General features: G+C 59.5%; 15 protein-coding genes. 12 read left to right on the top strand and 3 right to left on the bottom strand.

From position 1 onward, the window contains the following. The first annotated feature begins 3 nt into the window (after positions 1–3). The 5 genes from ACA055_RS23290 to ACA055_RS23270 all read left to right on the top strand — a co-directional run bounded on the left by ACA055_RS23290 (position 4) and on the right by ACA055_RS23270 (position 5,597). Positions 4–912, top strand: a complete 909-nt coding sequence (locus ACA055_RS23290; protein ID WP_282377280.1) for a carbohydrate ABC transporter permease — start codon at positions 4–6, stop codon at positions 910–912. Between the two features lie 258 nt (positions 913–1,170). Beyond that, positions 1,171–2,016, top strand: a complete 846-nt coding sequence (locus tag ACA055_RS23285) for a carbohydrate ABC transporter permease (protein ID WP_497684471.1) — start codon at positions 1,171–1,173, stop codon at positions 2,014–2,016. A 3-nt stretch (positions 2,017–2,019) separates the two neighbouring features. Then, complete coding sequence (locus ACA055_RS23280; RefSeq protein ID WP_497680772.1) at positions 2,020–3,180, top strand: ABC transporter ATP-binding protein; 1,161 nt, start codon at positions 2,020–2,022, stop codon at positions 3,178–3,180. A 100-nt stretch (positions 3,181–3,280) separates the two neighbouring features. Then, positions 3,281–4,627, top strand: coding sequence for a carbohydrate porin (locus ACA055_RS23275; protein ID WP_497680771.1), 1,347 nt, complete (start codon positions 3,281–3,283; stop codon positions 4,625–4,627). Positions 4,628–4,742: 115 nt separating this feature from the next. Then, a complete protein-coding gene (locus ACA055_RS23270) occupies positions 4,743–5,597 on the top strand; it encodes a D-hexose-6-phosphate mutarotase (protein ID WP_497680770.1) in 855 nt (284 codons plus the stop codon). Positions 5,598–5,745: 148 nt separating this feature from the next. Here ACA055_RS23270 and ACA055_RS23265 read toward each other — a convergent pair whose 3' ends face one another. Continuing rightward, positions 5,746–6,606: a MurR/RpiR family transcriptional regulator gene (locus tag ACA055_RS23265; protein ID WP_177318169.1), complete on the bottom strand. Its 861-nt coding sequence runs from the start codon at positions 6,604–6,606 to the stop codon at positions 5,746–5,748. A 239-nt stretch (positions 6,607–6,845) separates the two neighbouring features. Between ACA055_RS23265 and zwf the strand changes: the two genes are divergently transcribed. From zwf to ACA055_RS23245, 4 genes are all read left to right on the top strand, one after another. Beyond that, the gene (gene zwf / locus ACA055_RS23260) at positions 6,846–8,315 is read left to right on the top strand and encodes a glucose-6-phosphate dehydrogenase (RefSeq protein WP_497459073.1); all 1,470 of its coding nucleotides are present in this window, start codon (positions 6,846–6,848) and stop codon (positions 8,313–8,315) included. After that, the gene (pgl, locus tag ACA055_RS23255; protein WP_497680769.1) at positions 8,302–9,015 is read left to right on the top strand and encodes a 6-phosphogluconolactonase; all 714 of its coding nucleotides are present in this window, start codon (positions 8,302–8,304) and stop codon (positions 9,013–9,015) included. Before zwf ends, pgl begins: the two co-directional genes overlap by 14 nt. Before the next feature lie 17 nt (positions 9,016–9,032). Beyond that, complete coding sequence (locus tag ACA055_RS23250) at positions 9,033–9,698, top strand: bifunctional 4-hydroxy-2-oxoglutarate aldolase/2-dehydro-3-deoxy-phosphogluconate aldolase (RefSeq protein ID WP_497680768.1); 666 nt, start codon at positions 9,033–9,035, stop codon at positions 9,696–9,698. 262 nt (positions 9,699–9,960) lie between these two features. Beyond that, positions 9,961–10,686: an intradiol ring-cleavage dioxygenase gene (locus ACA055_RS23245; RefSeq protein WP_497680767.1), complete on the top strand. Its 726-nt coding sequence runs from the start codon at positions 9,961–9,963 to the stop codon at positions 10,684–10,686. Between the two features lie 2 nt (positions 10,687–10,688). Here ACA055_RS23245 and ACA055_RS23240 read toward each other — a convergent pair whose 3' ends face one another. Beyond that, on the bottom strand, positions 10,689–11,870 hold the full coding sequence (locus tag ACA055_RS23240) for an aminotransferase class V-fold PLP-dependent enzyme (protein WP_497680766.1): 1,182 nt from the start codon (positions 11,868–11,870) through the stop codon (positions 10,689–10,691). 17 nt (positions 11,871–11,887) lie between these two features. Then, entirely contained in the window at positions 11,888–12,124 is a 237-nt protein-coding gene (locus tag ACA055_RS23235) for a DUF3820 family protein (RefSeq protein WP_003213031.1), read from the bottom strand. A 203-nt stretch (positions 12,125–12,327) separates the two neighbouring features. Here ACA055_RS23235 and ACA055_RS23230 point away from each other — a divergent pair, with 203 nt between their 5' ends. The 3 genes from ACA055_RS23230 to ACA055_RS23220 all read left to right on the top strand — a co-directional run bounded on the left by ACA055_RS23230 (position 12,328) and on the right by ACA055_RS23220 (position 15,134). Next, on the top strand, positions 12,328–12,795 hold the full coding sequence (locus tag ACA055_RS23230; RefSeq protein WP_017340421.1) for a ferritin-like domain-containing protein: 468 nt from the start codon (positions 12,328–12,330) through the stop codon (positions 12,793–12,795). A 157-nt stretch (positions 12,796–12,952) separates the two neighbouring features. Next, positions 12,953–14,941, top strand: a complete 1,989-nt coding sequence (locus ACA055_RS23225; protein ID WP_497680765.1) for an FUSC family protein — start codon at positions 12,953–12,955, stop codon at positions 14,939–14,941. Then, positions 14,928–15,134 carry a DUF1656 domain-containing protein gene (locus ACA055_RS23220; protein WP_149417311.1) on the top strand — a complete coding sequence of 69 codons (207 nt, stop codon included), beginning with the start codon at positions 14,928–14,930 and terminating at the stop codon, positions 15,132–15,134. Before ACA055_RS23225 ends, ACA055_RS23220 begins: the two co-directional genes overlap by 14 nt. Positions 15,135–15,139 lie beyond the last annotated feature (5 nt).

Here is a 15,139-nt window from a genome sequence, read left to right as displayed (position 1 = left end):
CCGATGAGCTCTGTGGCGGTTTTCAGCAAAGCCTCACCGTTCGACGCACTGCAGCGCTGGCTCCCCAAACTGGTTTTGGCGCCAAGCATGCTGATCGTCCTGGTTGGTTTTTACGGTTACATCATCTGGACATTCGTACTGTCCTTCACCAATTCCAGCTTCATGCCGAGCTACAAGTGGGTCGGCCTGCAGCAATACATCCGTCTGATGGACAACGATCGCTGGTGGGTCGCGAGCAAGAACCTCGCGGTGTTCGGCGGCATGTTCATTGGTATCAGCCTGGTGCTGGGGGTGTTTCTGGCGGTGCTGCTGGACCAGCGCATTCGCAAGGAAGGTTTCATTCGCACCGTTTACCTGTACCCGATGGCGCTCTCGATGATCGTCACCGGTACGGCGTGGAAATGGTTGCTCAACCCAGGCCTGGGCCTCGACAAAATGCTGCGTGACTGGGGCTGGGAAGGCTTCCGTCTCGACTGGCTGGTGGATCAGGATCGCGTGGTTTACTGCCTGGTGATCGCCGCCGTATGGCAAGCCTCCGGGTTTGTGATGGCGATGTTCCTGGCCGGCCTTCGCGGTGTCGATCAGTCGATCATCCGCGCCGCGCAAGTCGACGGTGCGAGCCTGCCGACCATCTATATGAAGATCGTGCTGCCGAGCCTGCGCCCGGTGTTTTTCAGCGCCTTCATGATCCTCGCGCACATCGCGATCAAGAGCTTCGACCTGGTGGCGGCGATGACCGCTGGCGGACCCGGTTACTCGTCCGACCTGCCGGCGATGTTCATGTACTCCTTCACGTTCAGCCGTGGCCAGATGGGCATTGGTTCGGCCAGCGCCATGATGATGCTCGGCGCGATCCTGGCGATTCTGGTGCCGTACCTGTACTCCGAATTGCGAGGCAAACGCCATGAATAAGGGCTCATCATCCGTTATTTCCTGTGCCGCGCCGGGTCTGCTGTTGTGCAGGGCAAGGCGCGAGGAGCGTGGTTTGGTCATTCCAAATAAGCTCCGAGCAACGCAGCCCTGCACAACAGCAGGCCCGGCCCTTCGGGTTGTGTCTGAAAGCGGGCCAGGCTGCGTTGCAGTCCTTGGCAAGGGAACAACCATTACCAGCGGACTGCGCCTTGCCTGGCCCGCTTTCAGACCACAACGCGGCGCAGGAAATAACGGATGATGAGCCCTTCACTTGGAAAACCGGCGATCAGCTTCAGCCGTATCGCGATCTACGCCACGTTGCTGCTGGCTGCTGCGATCTATCTGATTCCGCTGGTGGTGATGCTGCTGACCAGTTTCAAATCCCCGGAAGACATCCGCACCGGCAACCTGCTGAGCTGGCCACAAGTGATTGACGGCATCGGCTGGATCAAGGCCTGGGACACCGTCGGTGGCTACTTCTGGAACTCGGTGAAAATCACTGTGCCGGCGGTTTTGATCTCCACCTTCATCGGTGCCATGAACGGCTACGTGCTGTCGATGTGGCGCTTCCGGGGTTCGCAATTGTTCTTCGGCCTGCTGCTGTTCGGCTGCTTCCTGCCGTTCCAGACCGTGTTGCTGCCAGCCTCGTTCACCCTCGGCAAATTCGGCCTGGCCAACACCACCACCGGCCTGGTGCTGGTGCACGTGGTCTACGGCCTGGCGTTCACCACGCTGTTCTTCCGCAACTACTACGTGAGCATTCCGGATGCGTTGGTTAAAGCCGCGCGGCTCGATGGCGCGGGCTTCTTCACGATCTTCTGGAAGATCCTGCTGCCGATGTCGATCCCGATAGTGATGGTCTGCCTGATCTGGCAGTTCACCCAGATCTGGAATGACTTCCTGTTCGGCGTGGTCTTCGCCAGTGGCGATGCCCAGCCAATTACCGTGGCCCTGAACAACCTGGTCAACACCAGCACCGGGGCCAAGGAATACAACGTTGATATGGCCGCCGCGATGATCGCCGGGCTGCCGACACTGCTGGTCTACATATTCGCTGGCAAGTATTTCCTGCGTGGGCTGACGTCCGGCGCGGTCAAGGGGTAGAACATGGCAACTCTCGAATTACGCAACGTCAACAAAACCTACGGTGCCGGTTTGCCGGACACCCTGAAAAACATCGAACTGAAGATCGATGACGGTGAATTCCTGATCCTGGTCGGCCCGTCCGGCTGTGGCAAATCCACCTTGATGAACTGCATCGCCGGCCTGGAAAACATCAGCGGCGGGGCGATCCTGGTGGACGACGCCGACATCAGCGGCATGAGCCCGAAAGATCGTGACATCGCCATGGTGTTCCAGTCCTACGCGCTGTACCCGACGATGAGCGTGCGCGACAACATCGCGTTCGGCCTGAAGATTCGCAAAATGCCCGCCGCCGAAATCGACGAAGAAGTCGCTCGCGTGGCCAAGTTGCTGCAGATCGAACACCTGCTCAGCCGCAAGCCGGGCCAGCTCTCCGGTGGTCAGCAACAGCGCGTGGCGATGGGCCGTGCCCTGGCGCGGCGGCCGAAGATTTACCTGTTCGACGAACCGCTGTCCAACCTCGACGCCAAGCTGCGGGTCGAGATGCGCACCGAAATGAAACTGATGCACCAGCGCCTGAAAACCACCACGGTCTACGTGACCCATGACCAGATCGAAGCGATGACCCTGGGCGACAAAGTGGCGGTGATGAAGGACGGCATCATTCAACAGTTCGGCACGCCGAAAGACATCTACAACAACCCGGCCAACCTGTTCGTGGCGAGCTTCATCGGCTCGCCGCCAATGAACTTCATCCCCCTGCGCTTGCAGCGCAAGGAAGGTCGTCTGGTGGCGCTGCTCGATAGCGGCCAGGCGCGCTGCGAATTGCCATTGGGCATGCAGGACGCCGGTCTTGAAGATCGCGAAGTGATCCTCGGCATGCGTCCGGAACAGATCGTACTGGCGGGCAGCGAGGCGAACGGTTTGCCGACCATTCGCGCCGAAGTCCAGGTCACCGAACCGACCGGTCCCGACACGCTGGTTTTCGTCAATCTCAACGATACCAAAGTCTGCTGCCGTCTGGCGCCGGACGTTGCGCCGGCCGTGGGCGAGACCCTGACCCTGCAATTCGATCCATCGAAAGTGCTGCTGTTCGATGCCAAGACCGGGGAGCGCCTGGGGGTGGCCGGTCAGCCTAAAACCGAGACTCACAGTGCCAATGTGGCGCAGTTCAAGGGCCGCTGAAGAACAAAATGTGGGAGCGAGCTAGCTCGCTCCCACAGGGGATCTAGATGTAACCGCGTTAAATAAAAACAGTTAATAACAATAAAACGAGGATGTAGGGATGAAGAAGAACAACAACGCTCAGCTTATCTGCCAGTTGTCAGCGATTGCGGCAATGATGCTGGCCGGTAGTGTGCACGCGGCTGACGCGTTCAGCGCCGATTCCGAATGGATGACCGGTGATTGGGGTGGCGAGCGGACCAAGCTGATCGAGCAAGGCATCGACATCAAAATGGACTACGTCGGTGAAGTGGGCGGCAACCTCCACGGCGGCTACAACAACGACAAGACTGCGCGTTACTCCGACCAGTTTGGCCTGGGCGTGGCGCTGGACCTGGAAAAACTGATGGGCTGGGATAACACCCAGGCCAAGATCCAGCTCACCAACCGTAACGGTGAGAACATTTCCAATGACCGTGTCGGCGACCCGCGTGCCGGCACCTTGAGTTCTTCCCAGGAAGTCTACGGTCGTGGCCATATGGTCCGTCTGACCCAATTGTGGATCAAGCATCAGTTCCTCGACAATAAACTGGACGTCAAGGCCGGTTACTTCGGCGAAGGCGAAGACTTCAACACCTTCCCTTGCGAGTTCCAGAACCTGGCCTTCTGCGGTTCCCAAGTGGGTAACTGGGCGACCAACATCTGGTACAACTGGCCGGTCAGCCAGGCCGCGATCCGCGTGAAGTACAACATCTCGCCTGAGTTCTATGCGCAGATCGGCGCGTACAATCAGAACCCGTCGCAACTGGAACACGGTAACGGCTTCAAGCTCAGCGGCAGTGGTACCAAAGGCACCGTCTTGCCGGTCGAGCTGGTCTGGTTGCCTAACCCTAACAACCTGCCGGGCGAATACCGTGTCGGTTACTACAAAAGCACCGCCAAGGCCGACGACGTTCGTGAAGACGAGAACGGCGATGATGCGGCAACCAGCGGCAACGCCTATCGCAGCCACAGCAGCAAATCCGGCTACTGGTTCGTCGCGCAGCAGCAACTCACCGACCACAACGGTGACAAGAGCCGCGGTCTGAGCATCGCCGCCAACGCCACCTTCCACGACAAGGACACCAACATCGTCGACAACTACCAGTCGCTGATGTTTGTGTACAAAGGGCCGTTTGATGCACGTCCGAAAGATGACATGGGGATCGGTTTTGCCCGTATCCATGTCAACGATGACGTGAAGAAAAACGCCGAGTTGGTCAACGCCTCCAATGGCGTCAGCGACTACCAGGATCCGCTGTTCTCGCCACTGCGTAACACCGAGTACAACTACGAGATCAACTACGGCTTCCACGTCACCAACTGGCTGACCGTGCGTCCTAACCTGCAATACATCACTCACCCGGGTGGCGTGGATGAAGTCGACAACGCGCTGGTCGCCGGCCTGAAAATTCAGTCGGTGTTCTAACGCGTCTGCGATAAGCTCCTCTCTATGTGCGCATTTTTGCGGACGGCCATGGCTGTCCGCTTTTTTTTGGGGGCTGCGCACCCCGGGTGACAGATGATTTTCAGGACCGTGGCACATGCATGAGCATCCGCTACAACGCTTCTTCAAATCCTTGCGCGAACGTCCGGTGTTTGCGTGGGAGCGCTATCAGATGCGCGATGTGCTGGTGATCGATCATCCGCTGTGTCAGGCGGTGTTCAGTCGGCAGGGCGCGCAGTTGCTGCACTTTCAGCCCAAGGGCCAGAAACCCTGGCTGTGGTGCGCCGCGAAGTGGCCGCATGTCGGCGCGATTCGTGGCGGCGTGCCGGTGTGCTGGCCGTGGTATGGCCGTCACCCGAGCGAAAACGCCTGGCCGTCCCATGGATGGGCGCGGTTGCTCGACTGGAAGCTTTTGGACAGCAGCAGTGACGACGATGGCGTGCGTCTGCACTGGCAACTTCAGCTGTGCGACTGGCAAGTGGACCTGCATGCACACCTGGGCGAACGTATGGAGCTGCGCCTGAGTACCGAGCACCAGGACAGCCTGCCGTGCCAATTGAGCCAGGCGTTGCATGCTTATTGGCGTATTGGTGACGTGGGTGAGGTAGCGCTGTCTGGGCTCGATGGCGCGCAAGGTTACGACCAGTTGAACCGGCAGATTTGCCACCAGGAAGGCGAGTTGCGAGTCGAGGGCGGTTGTCAGCGCGTGTTCCAGCACGACGGCGAATTGCAGCTCAAGGATCACGCCTGGCAGCGGGAACTGTGTATCGATACCGGTGACCATGGGGACACCGTGGTCTGGCATCCGGGCACGCGGCCATTGCTGGGCGTGAGCTGGAACGAGATTTCCGAGTTTGTCTGCGTGGAAGCGGCGAGCGGCGGGACTGACAGCCTGAGCCTGGCGCCGGGGGAGAGGGCGCATTTGAGTTTGCAGGCGCGGGTTGGGGTGTAGGTCAAGACCAGCGGTGTTGCGGCTGACCCCTTCGCGAGCAAGCCCGCTCCCACATTCAACCGAGCCCTTTCAGAAAGAATGCGATCGAATGTGGGGGCGGGCTTGCTCGCGAAGGCGGCATTTCAGGCAACAAAGCCCTTAAGCCGGGTTAATTGAATTCATCCCCAATCGGATACCGACTGGCATTCAGGCTTTCCTTGATCTTGCGCAAATGCGGCTGGAAATCCACGCCTCGACGCAAGGTCATGCCGGTAGCCAGCACATCCAGCACGGTCAGCTGAATGATCCGCGACGTCATCGGCATATAGATGTCGGTGTCTTCCGGCAGCGGGATGTTCAGGCTCAAGGTGCTGGCCTTGGCCAGCGGTGAACCCTCGGCCGTCAGCCCCAGCACCGAAGCGCCGTTTTCCCGGGCGATGCGCGCCACTTCCACCAGTTCGCGGGTGCGGCCGGTGTAGGAAATGATCACGAACAACTCACCGGTGTGAGCGACCGAAGCAATCATGCGCTGCATCAGCACGTCCGCGTGGGCGGTGACCGCGAGGTTGAAGCGGAAAAACTTGTGTTGCGCATCCAGCGCCACCGGGGCCGAGGCGCCGAGGCCGAAGAAGTGGATCTGCCGAGCCTGGATCAACAGGTCGACGGCACGGCTGATCAGGTTCGGGTCCAGTGCCTGCAAGGCACTGTCCAGAGAGGCGATGGCGCTGCCGAAGATCTTTTTTGTGTACGCCTCAGGATTGTCATCGGCCTCGACCGCACGGCTGACATACGCCGCGCCACTGGCCAGGCTCTGGGCCAGCTGCAGTTTCAGTTCGGGGTAGCCGCTGACACCGAAAGAACGGCAGAAACGGTTGACCGTCGGCTCGCTGACCTTCGAGGCCTGGGCGAGCGCGGCGATGCTGAACCGGGTGGCCTGCTGTGGGTTGAGCAGGATCACTTCGGCGACTTTGCGTTCTGCTTTGTTCAGGTCTTCAAGGCGATTCTGGATCTGCTCCAGTAAATTTCGCACGCGGTCCATATAAGTTCCTTAGCTCCGCAAACAATAGAGCAATGCAAATAAGGGCCCCGGCTATGCAAATTGGGACTTTGATCGGGCCCGTAACGGTGGCCTATCCTACTGATGGCTCCGACCGACCACCACTCGGAATCGATATTTTGCGAAAATGTTGTGGTTATTACTACATTTTCCCTTGAGTGATGCCTTGAAAAAAGGTATTTGTAGCTTAACTTGATAAAAGAACAAACATCATGCCTTCGATTACGGTTGAACCGTGCACCTTTGCCTTGTTTGGCGCCCTCGGCGATCTGGCCTTGCGCAAGCTGTTTCCTGCCCTTTATCAACTCGATGGCGCAGGCCTGTTGCATGAGGACACGCGGATTATCGCGCTGGCCCGTGAGCCCGGCAGCGAGCAGCAGCATCTGGCGTTCATCGCCGCTGAGCTGCGCCGCTACGTCAGTGACAAAGAGCTGGACGAAGCTGTGGTCGAACGCTTCCTGGCCCGATTGAGCTACCTGCACGTCGACTTCCTCAAGGCTGACGATTACGTCGCCCTGGCTGAGATGGCCGGCAGCGCCCAACGGGTGATTGCCTACTTCGCCACGCCGGCTGCCGTCTACGGCGCGATTTGCGAGAACCTGTCGAAGGTCGGCCTGACCGAAAACACCCGCGTCGTGCTGGAAAAACCTATCGGTTCGGACCTGGAATCCTCACGCAAGGTCAACGACGCCGTGGCGCAGTTCTTCCCGGAGAACCGCACCTACCGCATCGACCATTACCTGGGCAAGGAAACCGTCCAGAACCTGATCGCCCTGCGTTTTGCCAACAGCCTGTTCGAAACCCAGTGGAACCAGAATTACATCTCCCACGTGGAAATCACCGTGGCCGAGAAGGTCGGGATCGAAGGCCGCTGGGGTTACTTCGACAAGGCCGGTCAGCTGCGGGACATGATCCAGAATCACCTGCTGCAACTGCTCTGCCTGATCGCCATGGACCCGCCGGCCGACCTGTCCGCCGACAGCATCCGCGACGAGAAAGTCAAAGTGCTCAAGGCCCTGGCGCCGATCAGTCCGGAAGGCCTGACCACGCAAGTGGTGCGCGGCCAGTACATCGCCGGTCACAGCGAAGGCAAGTCAGTGCCCGGTTACCTGGAGGAGCCTAACTCCAATACCCAGAGCGACACCGAAACCTTCGTCGCCCTGCGTGCCGATATCCGCAACTGGCGCTGGGCCGGTGTGCCGTTTTACCTGCGTACCGGCAAGCGCATGCCGCAAAAGCTGTCGCAGATCGTCATCCACTTCAAGGAACCATCGCACTACATCTTCGCTCCCGAGCAGCGCCTGCAGATCAGCAACAAGCTGATTATCCGCCTGCAACCGGACGAAGGCATTTCCTTGCGCGTGATGACCAAAGAACAAGGCCTGGACAAGGGCATGCAGCTGCGCAGCGGTCCGTTGCAGCTGAATTTTTCCGACACCTGGCGCAGCGCACGGATTCCCGATGCCTACGAACGGTTGTTGCTGGAAGTAATGCGCGGCAATCAGAACCTGTTTGTCCGTAAAGATGAAATCGAAGCCGCGTGGAAGTGGTGTGACCAGTTGATCGCCGGGTGGAAAAAATCCGGCGATGCGCCCAAGCCGTACGCGGCCGGGTCCTGGGGACCGATGAGCTCCATTGCACTGATTACGCGGGATGGGAGGTCGTGGTATGGCGATATCTGAATTGAAACTGCCTCAGGGCGTCAGCGCCCATGAGTTCAAGAGCCCGGTGCTGCTGGCCGATGGTTTGGCGCTGAATGTAGCCAAGCAACTGAGTGACGCAATCGACGCTCGCGGCACCGCGACCCTGGTGGTCTCCGGTGGACGCAGCCCGGTGGCGTTTTTCCAGCACCTGGCCAAGCAGAAACTGGAGTGGTCCAAGGTTGTCGTCACCCTGGCCGACGAGCGCTGGGTGCCGGTGGAACACGCCGACAGCAATGCTGGCCTGCTCAAGCGCTACCTGTTGCAAGGCCCGGCGGCCAAGGCGCAGTTCCTGAGCTTGTACAGCGCCACCGCCAACGTTGAACAGGCGGCTGAGCAGGCTGATCGCTTGCTCGGCGAATTGCCGCCGATCGACGTGCTGATCCTGGGCATGGGCGACGACGGTCACACGGCCTCGCTGTTCCCGAACAGCCCGAACCTGGCCGACGCCTTGAAAGCCGACGGCACACGTCGTTGCTACCCAATGCTGGCGCCGACCGTGCCGCATCAGCGCCTGACCATGAGTCGTGCGCTGCTGGCCTCGGCCAAGACAACCGTTCTATCGATTTCCGGTCAGTCCAAACTGACCACTTTGAGTGCCGCATTGGCCGGTGACGATGTCGCCGCCATGCCGATTCGCGCGTTTCTGCAACCTACGTTAGAGATTTACTGGTGCCCATGAGCCAAGGATCAGCCGCTATGACAAACACATTCCCGACCGTTTCCATGGCGGACAAAATTGCCCTGATCGACAGCCTCTGCGCCAAGGCGCGGATCCTGCCGGTGATTACCATTGCTCGCGAGCAGGACGTTCTGCCGTTGGCCGACGCCCTCGCGGCCGGTGGCCTGACAGCCCTGGAAGTGACTCTGCGTTCGCAGTTCGGCCTCAAGGCCATCCAGATTCTGCGCGAGCAGCGTCCGGAGCTGGTGACCGGTGCCGGCACCGTGCTCGATCGCAACATGCTGGCGGCAGCAGAAGCGGCGGGTTCGCAGTTCATCGTCACGCCGGGCATCACCCGTGATCTGTTGGAAGCCAGCGTCGACAGCCCGATTCCGCTGTTGCCGGGCATCAGCAACGCCTCGGGCATCATGGAAGGCTACGGCCTGGGTTATCGCCGCTTCAAGCTGTTCCCGGCGGAAGTCAGCGGCGGCGTCGCGGCCATCAAGGCCCTGGGCGGCCCGTTCGGCGAAGTGAAATTTTGCCCGACTGGCGGCGTCAGCCCGGCCAACATCAAGAGCTACATGGCGTTGAAAAACGTGATGTGCGTGGGCGGTAGCTGGATGCTTGATCCGGAGTGGATCAAGAACGGCGACTGGGCCCGCATTCAGGAATGCACCGCCGAGGCACTGGCGCTGCTGGATTGACCTGATTTACCAAACACTTCGTTGTGTGTTCTACGGCTTTACGGTGCGCTTGGTCGGTGCACCGTTTTTTTTTGCCCGGTGAAAAACCCTGTGGGAGCGGGCTTGCTCGCGAAGGCGGCGGTACCTTCAATGAAGATGTTGATCGTCATACCGCTTTCGCAAGCAAGCCCGCTCCCACAAAGTCATCAAGCGATACATAGTTACCGCATCTCGTCGCTCGTCCAGCGTTAACCTGCCTCCATCTTATGGAAGAGAGAACGTCATGGACGACTACACCTCGGTTTCACCCGTATCACCGGTTTACCTGTTTTCACCCGAACAGATCGCCGGCCCGTATTTTCGAAACCCGAAACTGATCAGACGAAACATCAGCGAAGGCATGGATGGCATCCCCTTGGTGTTGCGCCTGACGATCGTCGATGCCATGACCGGTGAGCCGGTCAGCGGAGCGGTAGTCGATATCTGGCATTGCAATGCGCGAGGCGCGTATTCCGGCTGGAGCAAGATCAATCCAGACCAGAAAGTCAGCGTCGGTGATATCGGGGCGATCCCGCGCACCGATGACGATACCTATCTGCGCGGAGGGCAATTCACGGACAAACAGGGCATCGTGCGATTTACCACGATCTGTCCGGGGTTTTATGCCGACCGCGCCCTGCACATTCACGTCGCGGTACGCATCACGGCCGGCAACAACTATCTCGAAGAACGCCATGTCGCCTGGGTTGGCCAGCTCTACTTTCCGGACGTCGCGTCGAGGTCGGTGCTCAATGCCAGAGAGTACAGCGGTCGGATGGCATCACCGCTGACCAATGAAGAAGACTTTCACTACAAACACCGTGGCGGCGAAGCATCGACTTTGAACATTCAGAGCCTCAGTCGAGACTCGAATGAAGACGGTTTCTTCGGACACATGACCATCGGTGTCGACACGTTCGCCATTTCATCGCACATCAAGCCCGAGGACTTCGACAAGTACACCGTGTGACGTCAGCGCAGCTCATTCAGTGCCTTGGCCAGCAACCCCATGTCTGCCGCAGTCGTGGTGAGCCCTGGCGTGATGCGGATGCATGGACCACACGCCGCACCACTGCGCGCAATGGTAAACAGGTTGTAGTCGTTGAGCAGCCGCTCGACCATTACCTGTTGATCGACATGCCGGGTGAAGCGCATCGAGGTGATGCCGCAATACAGTCGCGGGTCATCCGGGGTCATGACTTCGATGCCCGGCAGCTCGCGCACCGCACTGACCCACAGGTTGCGCAGGTAATTGAGTCGCGCGCCCTTGGCGGCGGAACCGCCCAGGGTTCTATGCTCCTCGATCACCAGCGGGAGGGTCAGCAGCGCCGGGATATTGGGCGTGCTGTGCGGTGTGCGGGCGCGAATGTCGGTGACCGGATAATGCATCTCGCCCATGTCCGGGTCGATGTCGTCCAGACGCTCGGGGGCGATGTAGATGAACCCCAGGGTCAGCGGCGCACCCATCCATTTGTGCAGGTTGTAGCCGGCAAAGGCGATGCCCAGTTCGTCGAGATTGAACTCGAACTGGCCGAGCGCATGGGCACCGTCGAGGATGACGTCGATCCCGTGTTCCCTGGCCAATGCGGCGATGGCCTGCACCGGCATCACCAGGCCGGTTCGGTGGGTGACGTGGGTCAGGGCCATCAGTTTCAGTCGTGGATAACGCACAAACGCTTCACGGTAGCTGGCCAGCAAGCTGTCGAAACTGGCGGGGTGCGCGTGTTCGATCTCGACCACCTCGACCCCGCGGTTGCGCGCCAGCCAGCGCATGGCGCCCTTGACCGTGTCGTATTCCAGATCGCAGATCAGCACCTGATCACCTGGTTTCAGCCGGTTGTAGTTGCGGATCAGCGATTGCAAACCATCGGACGCATTGCGGGTGAGGGCGACGGCATCGGCAGGTACGCCAATCAGTTCGGCGAGCTGCGCCCGGATCTCCTGACCGTGGCCCTGATCGAAACGCTGGCGCACGTACACCGAGTTGCTGCGGTTGATCAGTTCGATGTTGCGCTGATACTCCTCGACCACCGTTCGCGACATGCGCCCGAAGTAACCGTTTTCCAGATTGATCGGGCCGGGTTCGATCGCATAACGGTCGGCAAAGGTCAGCCAGAAAGCTTCATCACGGGCACGGCGGGTGTTATCGGGCATGGGCTACTCGGTCAGGATCAATGGCGGGGGGCAGGTTTGCCATGTTTGGCGCGCAGGGGTTCGAGCAGTTCAGACAAGCCGTTGTGGTCGATTTCCTGCATCAGGGCCAGCAAGCCACCGAGTTCGCCATGGGGAAAACCTTCCCGGGCGAACCAGTTCAGGTACGGACCGGGCAGGTCGGCAATGATGCGACCCTTGTATTTGCCGAAGGGCATTTCACGGGTAATCAGCAATTCGAGCTTTTCAGGGTTCATCAATCAGTCGTCTGGATTCAATCAGTCTGGAAAATACAGGCATTCTGCATGCAGGCCAATTGACAGATCATGCAAAAAAAGCGGATACAGATTTGTTTGTAATAACTAACTGTTTGAAAAATAACGAATAATTTGTCAATTCAAAGCTGGCATGCAGGGTGCAATAGCTATTACATCTTTCATCAACCCGCGAGGAATTGAAAATGACCGACATGAATAAAGAAGCGATCTCTGTACTCAACGACCTGATCGAAACCAGCAAAGACGGTCAGGAAGGGTTCAAGACTTGCGCTGAAGACATCAAACATCCAGAACTCAAAACGCTGTTCATTCAGCGTTCCGCCGACTGCGCTACCGCTGCTTCTGAACTGCAAGCCGCCGTGCGTTCGATGGGTGGGGATCCGGAAACTTCCACCAGCGTCAGCGGCGACCTGCACCGTCGCTGGGTCGACGTGAAAGCGATGTTCACCGGCAAGGACGAAGAAGCCGTGCTGAACGAAGCCGAACGCGGTGAAGATCACGCGCTGAAGGCTTACAAAGAAGCCATTGAAAAAATCAACAAGCACAACCTGGTGGGTATTCGTGACCTGGTTGAACGCCAGTACCACGGCGTGCAACGCAATCACGATCAGGTAAAAGCCCTGCGCAACCAGGCTCGCGCACGCTCGTAAGCGGTCGTTGCCTGTCAAAAACGCCAGCCAGTCTGGCGTTTTTTTGTGCCCGGGATTTAGCACTGGACGGGTTATAGTTAGCTAGCTAATAATTTGTTTTTCAAGTGACCGAACCGAACACGACTATCGTTAAATCGTCCTTTCAAGAGTGTTTTACGTGCCTATCACTTTGCAGGCTTTGTTTGCGCCTGACCGCCGCGCCTTGCAGTTCGCGATCAAGACCTTGATCGGCGGCGGCCTGGCGCTGTGGCTGGCGTTACGCTGGGGCCTGGAGCAACCGGCTTGGGCCTTGATGACGGCGTTCATCGTTGCGCAGCCCTTGTCCGGCATGGTGGTGCAGAAGGGCTTGGCGCGACTGCTGGGGACATTGGTCGGGACGATCATGTCGGTGGTGTTCATGGGCTTGTTCGCCCAGACACCATGGCTGTTTTTACTCGCATTGGCATTGTGGCTCGGCCTGTGTACGGCGAGTTCGACCCTGCTGCGCAGCGCATGGTCCTATTCATTCGTGCTGGCCGGTTACACGGTGGCAATCATCGCGTTGCCGGCGATTACTCATCCGCTGACGGTGTTCGATCAAGCCGTGGCTCGCTGCACGGAAATCTGCCTGGGCATTCTGTGCGCCACCGCTGCCAGTGCGTTGCTGTGGCCAATGCGCGTCGAGCGGACTCTGGCGGATCAGGCGCGAGCGGCCTGGCAGAGCGGGATGAATGCCGCGCGTGCGACATTGGCCGGCGATGGTCAGGCGCGCAAAGGTCTATTGGAAATCCTCGGCAGAATCGTCGCGGTGGATGCCCAGCGCGAGCATGCCTGGTTCGAAGGCGGCCTTGGCCGGCAACGCGCGCGGGCGATCAGCGGCTTGAGCCAGAAACTGTTGATGCTGCTGCGCATCACCCGTTCGGTGCGCCGTCAGTGGAAACAACTGGAACCGCAGGAAGCCGAGCAATTGCGACCCTGGATGACCGAGGTTCAAGACGCCCTTGGCGGTTCCGATTCCGCGACCCTGCTAGCCTTGCGCCCGCGTTTGCTCGACGCCTCCCACGATCCGCAGATCAGTTCTGCGCAAAGTTACTGCCTGGCCCGTTTCACCTTGCTGCTCGACACCGCGATGGCGGCGACCGCAGCGTTGAAAGCGGTAGAAGAGGGCAAGGAAACCGTCGATCCACCGAGAACCCTCACACCGCACCGCGACCTGTCATTGGCGCTGGTGTTCGGGACGCGCAGCGCGCTGGCCTTTCTGGTGGTGTCCTGTTTCTGGTTGGCGACGGCCTGGCCTGCCGCAGCGGGGGCGCTAGTGCTGACCTGCGTGGTTTGCAGTCTGTTTGCCAGTCGCGAGAACGGCGCGCAGATCGGCATGAGTTTCCTGCGCGGGATTTTCCTGGCGATCCCGGCCGCGTTTATCGTCGGGCAGATTCTGCTGCCGCAATGGAGCAGCTTTGCGATGCTCTGTCTGGGGATGGGCGTGCCGTTGTTTCTCGGTGCGCTGGGCATGGCCAAGCCGCAGATCGGTGCCACGGCGACTTCATTCTGTTTGCACTTCATCGTGCTGGTTTCGCCGCTCAACACGATGGCCTTCGACGTCGCGACGTTCTTCAACAGCGCGCAAGCCATGGTGGTGGGTGTCGGCGCCGCAGTGCTGGCGTTCCACTTGCTGATCCTGCGCAACCCGACGTGGCATGGACGACGTTTGCTGGCGGCGACCCTCGACGATCTGGTGCGCCTGACCCGACGCAATCTGCGCGGTGCCGAAAGCTGGTTCGGTGGGCGCATGGCCGACCGCTTGCTGCAACTGGCGCGACACTATCCCGAGTTGCCGGAGCCGGCGCGCAGTCGCTGGGACGACGGTTTGTTGGGTCTGGATATCGGTGACGAATTGCTGCATTTGCGTTTGAGCCTGGCGGTCGCGCAGGCGCCGGTCAGTGCACCGCAACGGCGCTATCTGGAACAACTGGAAAAAGTCCTGGCGCTAGGCCCGGCCGCCAGTCGCGCCGAGGCGTTGGCTCAACCGAGCGAAGAATTTCTGAAAACCTTGTACGCCTTGCCCCCCAGCGATCCGGTGAAACTGGCTCAGGGCGCGGTGCTGCAACTGCAGAACAGCTGGCGTGCCTGGTGTCGCCAGCAGGAGGAAAGCCATGGGCTTGCGTGAGTGGTCGGTGGGCGGTGTATTGCTCAGTCCGTTTCTGATTTATGTGCTGCTGGCGCTGCTCGTCACCGGGGCCTTGCGCATGCTTTTGCGCCTGACGCCGGCCGGTCGCTGGATCTGGCACGAAGCATTGTTTGATTGCGCCTTGTACGTCTGTGTATTGACCCTGATCACCGTCGTCCTCGGACCTTTATAAGGAGT

It is taken from the genome of Pseudomonas sp. LBUM1657, from assembly GCF_059716075.1.
This window is presented reverse-complemented; position numbering and strand designations above follow the sequence as displayed.

What these genes read in the sequence shown, in the direction of transcription:
- ACA055_RS23285 (WP_497684471.1), top strand. Translation starts at nt 1,171, where the DNA reads ATGAGCCCTTCACTTGGAAAACCGGCGATCAGCTTCAGCCGTATCGCG.
- ACA055_RS23220 (WP_149417311.1), top strand. Translation starts at nt 14,928, where the DNA reads ATGGGCTTGCGTGAGTGGTCGGTGGGCGGTGTATTGCTCAGTCCGTTT.
- ACA055_RS23250 (WP_497680768.1), top strand. Translation starts at nt 9,033, where the DNA reads ATGACAAACACATTCCCGACCGTTTCCATGGCGGACAAAATTGCCCTG.
- ACA055_RS23270 (WP_497680770.1), top strand. Translation starts at nt 4,743, where the DNA reads ATGCATGAGCATCCGCTACAACGCTTCTTCAAATCCTTGCGCGAACGT.
- ACA055_RS23235 (WP_003213031.1), bottom strand. Translation starts at nt 12,124, where the DNA reads ATGAACCCTGAAAAGCTCGAATTGCTGATTACCCGTGAAATGCCCTTC.
- zwf (WP_497459073.1), top strand. Translation starts at nt 6,846, where the DNA reads ATGCCTTCGATTACGGTTGAACCGTGCACCTTTGCCTTGTTTGGCGCC.
- pgl (WP_497680769.1), top strand. Translation starts at nt 8,302, where the DNA reads ATGGCGATATCTGAATTGAAACTGCCTCAGGGCGTCAGCGCCCATGAG.
- ACA055_RS23280 (WP_497680772.1), top strand. Translation starts at nt 2,020, where the DNA reads ATGGCAACTCTCGAATTACGCAACGTCAACAAAACCTACGGTGCCGGT.
- ACA055_RS23230 (WP_017340421.1), top strand. Translation starts at nt 12,328, where the DNA reads ATGACCGACATGAATAAAGAAGCGATCTCTGTACTCAACGACCTGATC.
- ACA055_RS23290 (WP_282377280.1), top strand. Translation starts at nt 4, where the DNA reads ATGAGCTCTGTGGCGGTTTTCAGCAAAGCCTCACCGTTCGACGCACTG.
- ACA055_RS23275 (WP_497680771.1), top strand. Translation starts at nt 3,281, where the DNA reads ATGAAGAAGAACAACAACGCTCAGCTTATCTGCCAGTTGTCAGCGATT.
- ACA055_RS23240 (WP_497680766.1), bottom strand. Translation starts at nt 11,870, where the DNA reads ATGCCCGATAACACCCGCCGTGCCCGTGATGAAGCTTTCTGGCTGACC.
- ACA055_RS23245 (WP_497680767.1), top strand. Translation starts at nt 9,961, where the DNA reads ATGGACGACTACACCTCGGTTTCACCCGTATCACCGGTTTACCTGTTT.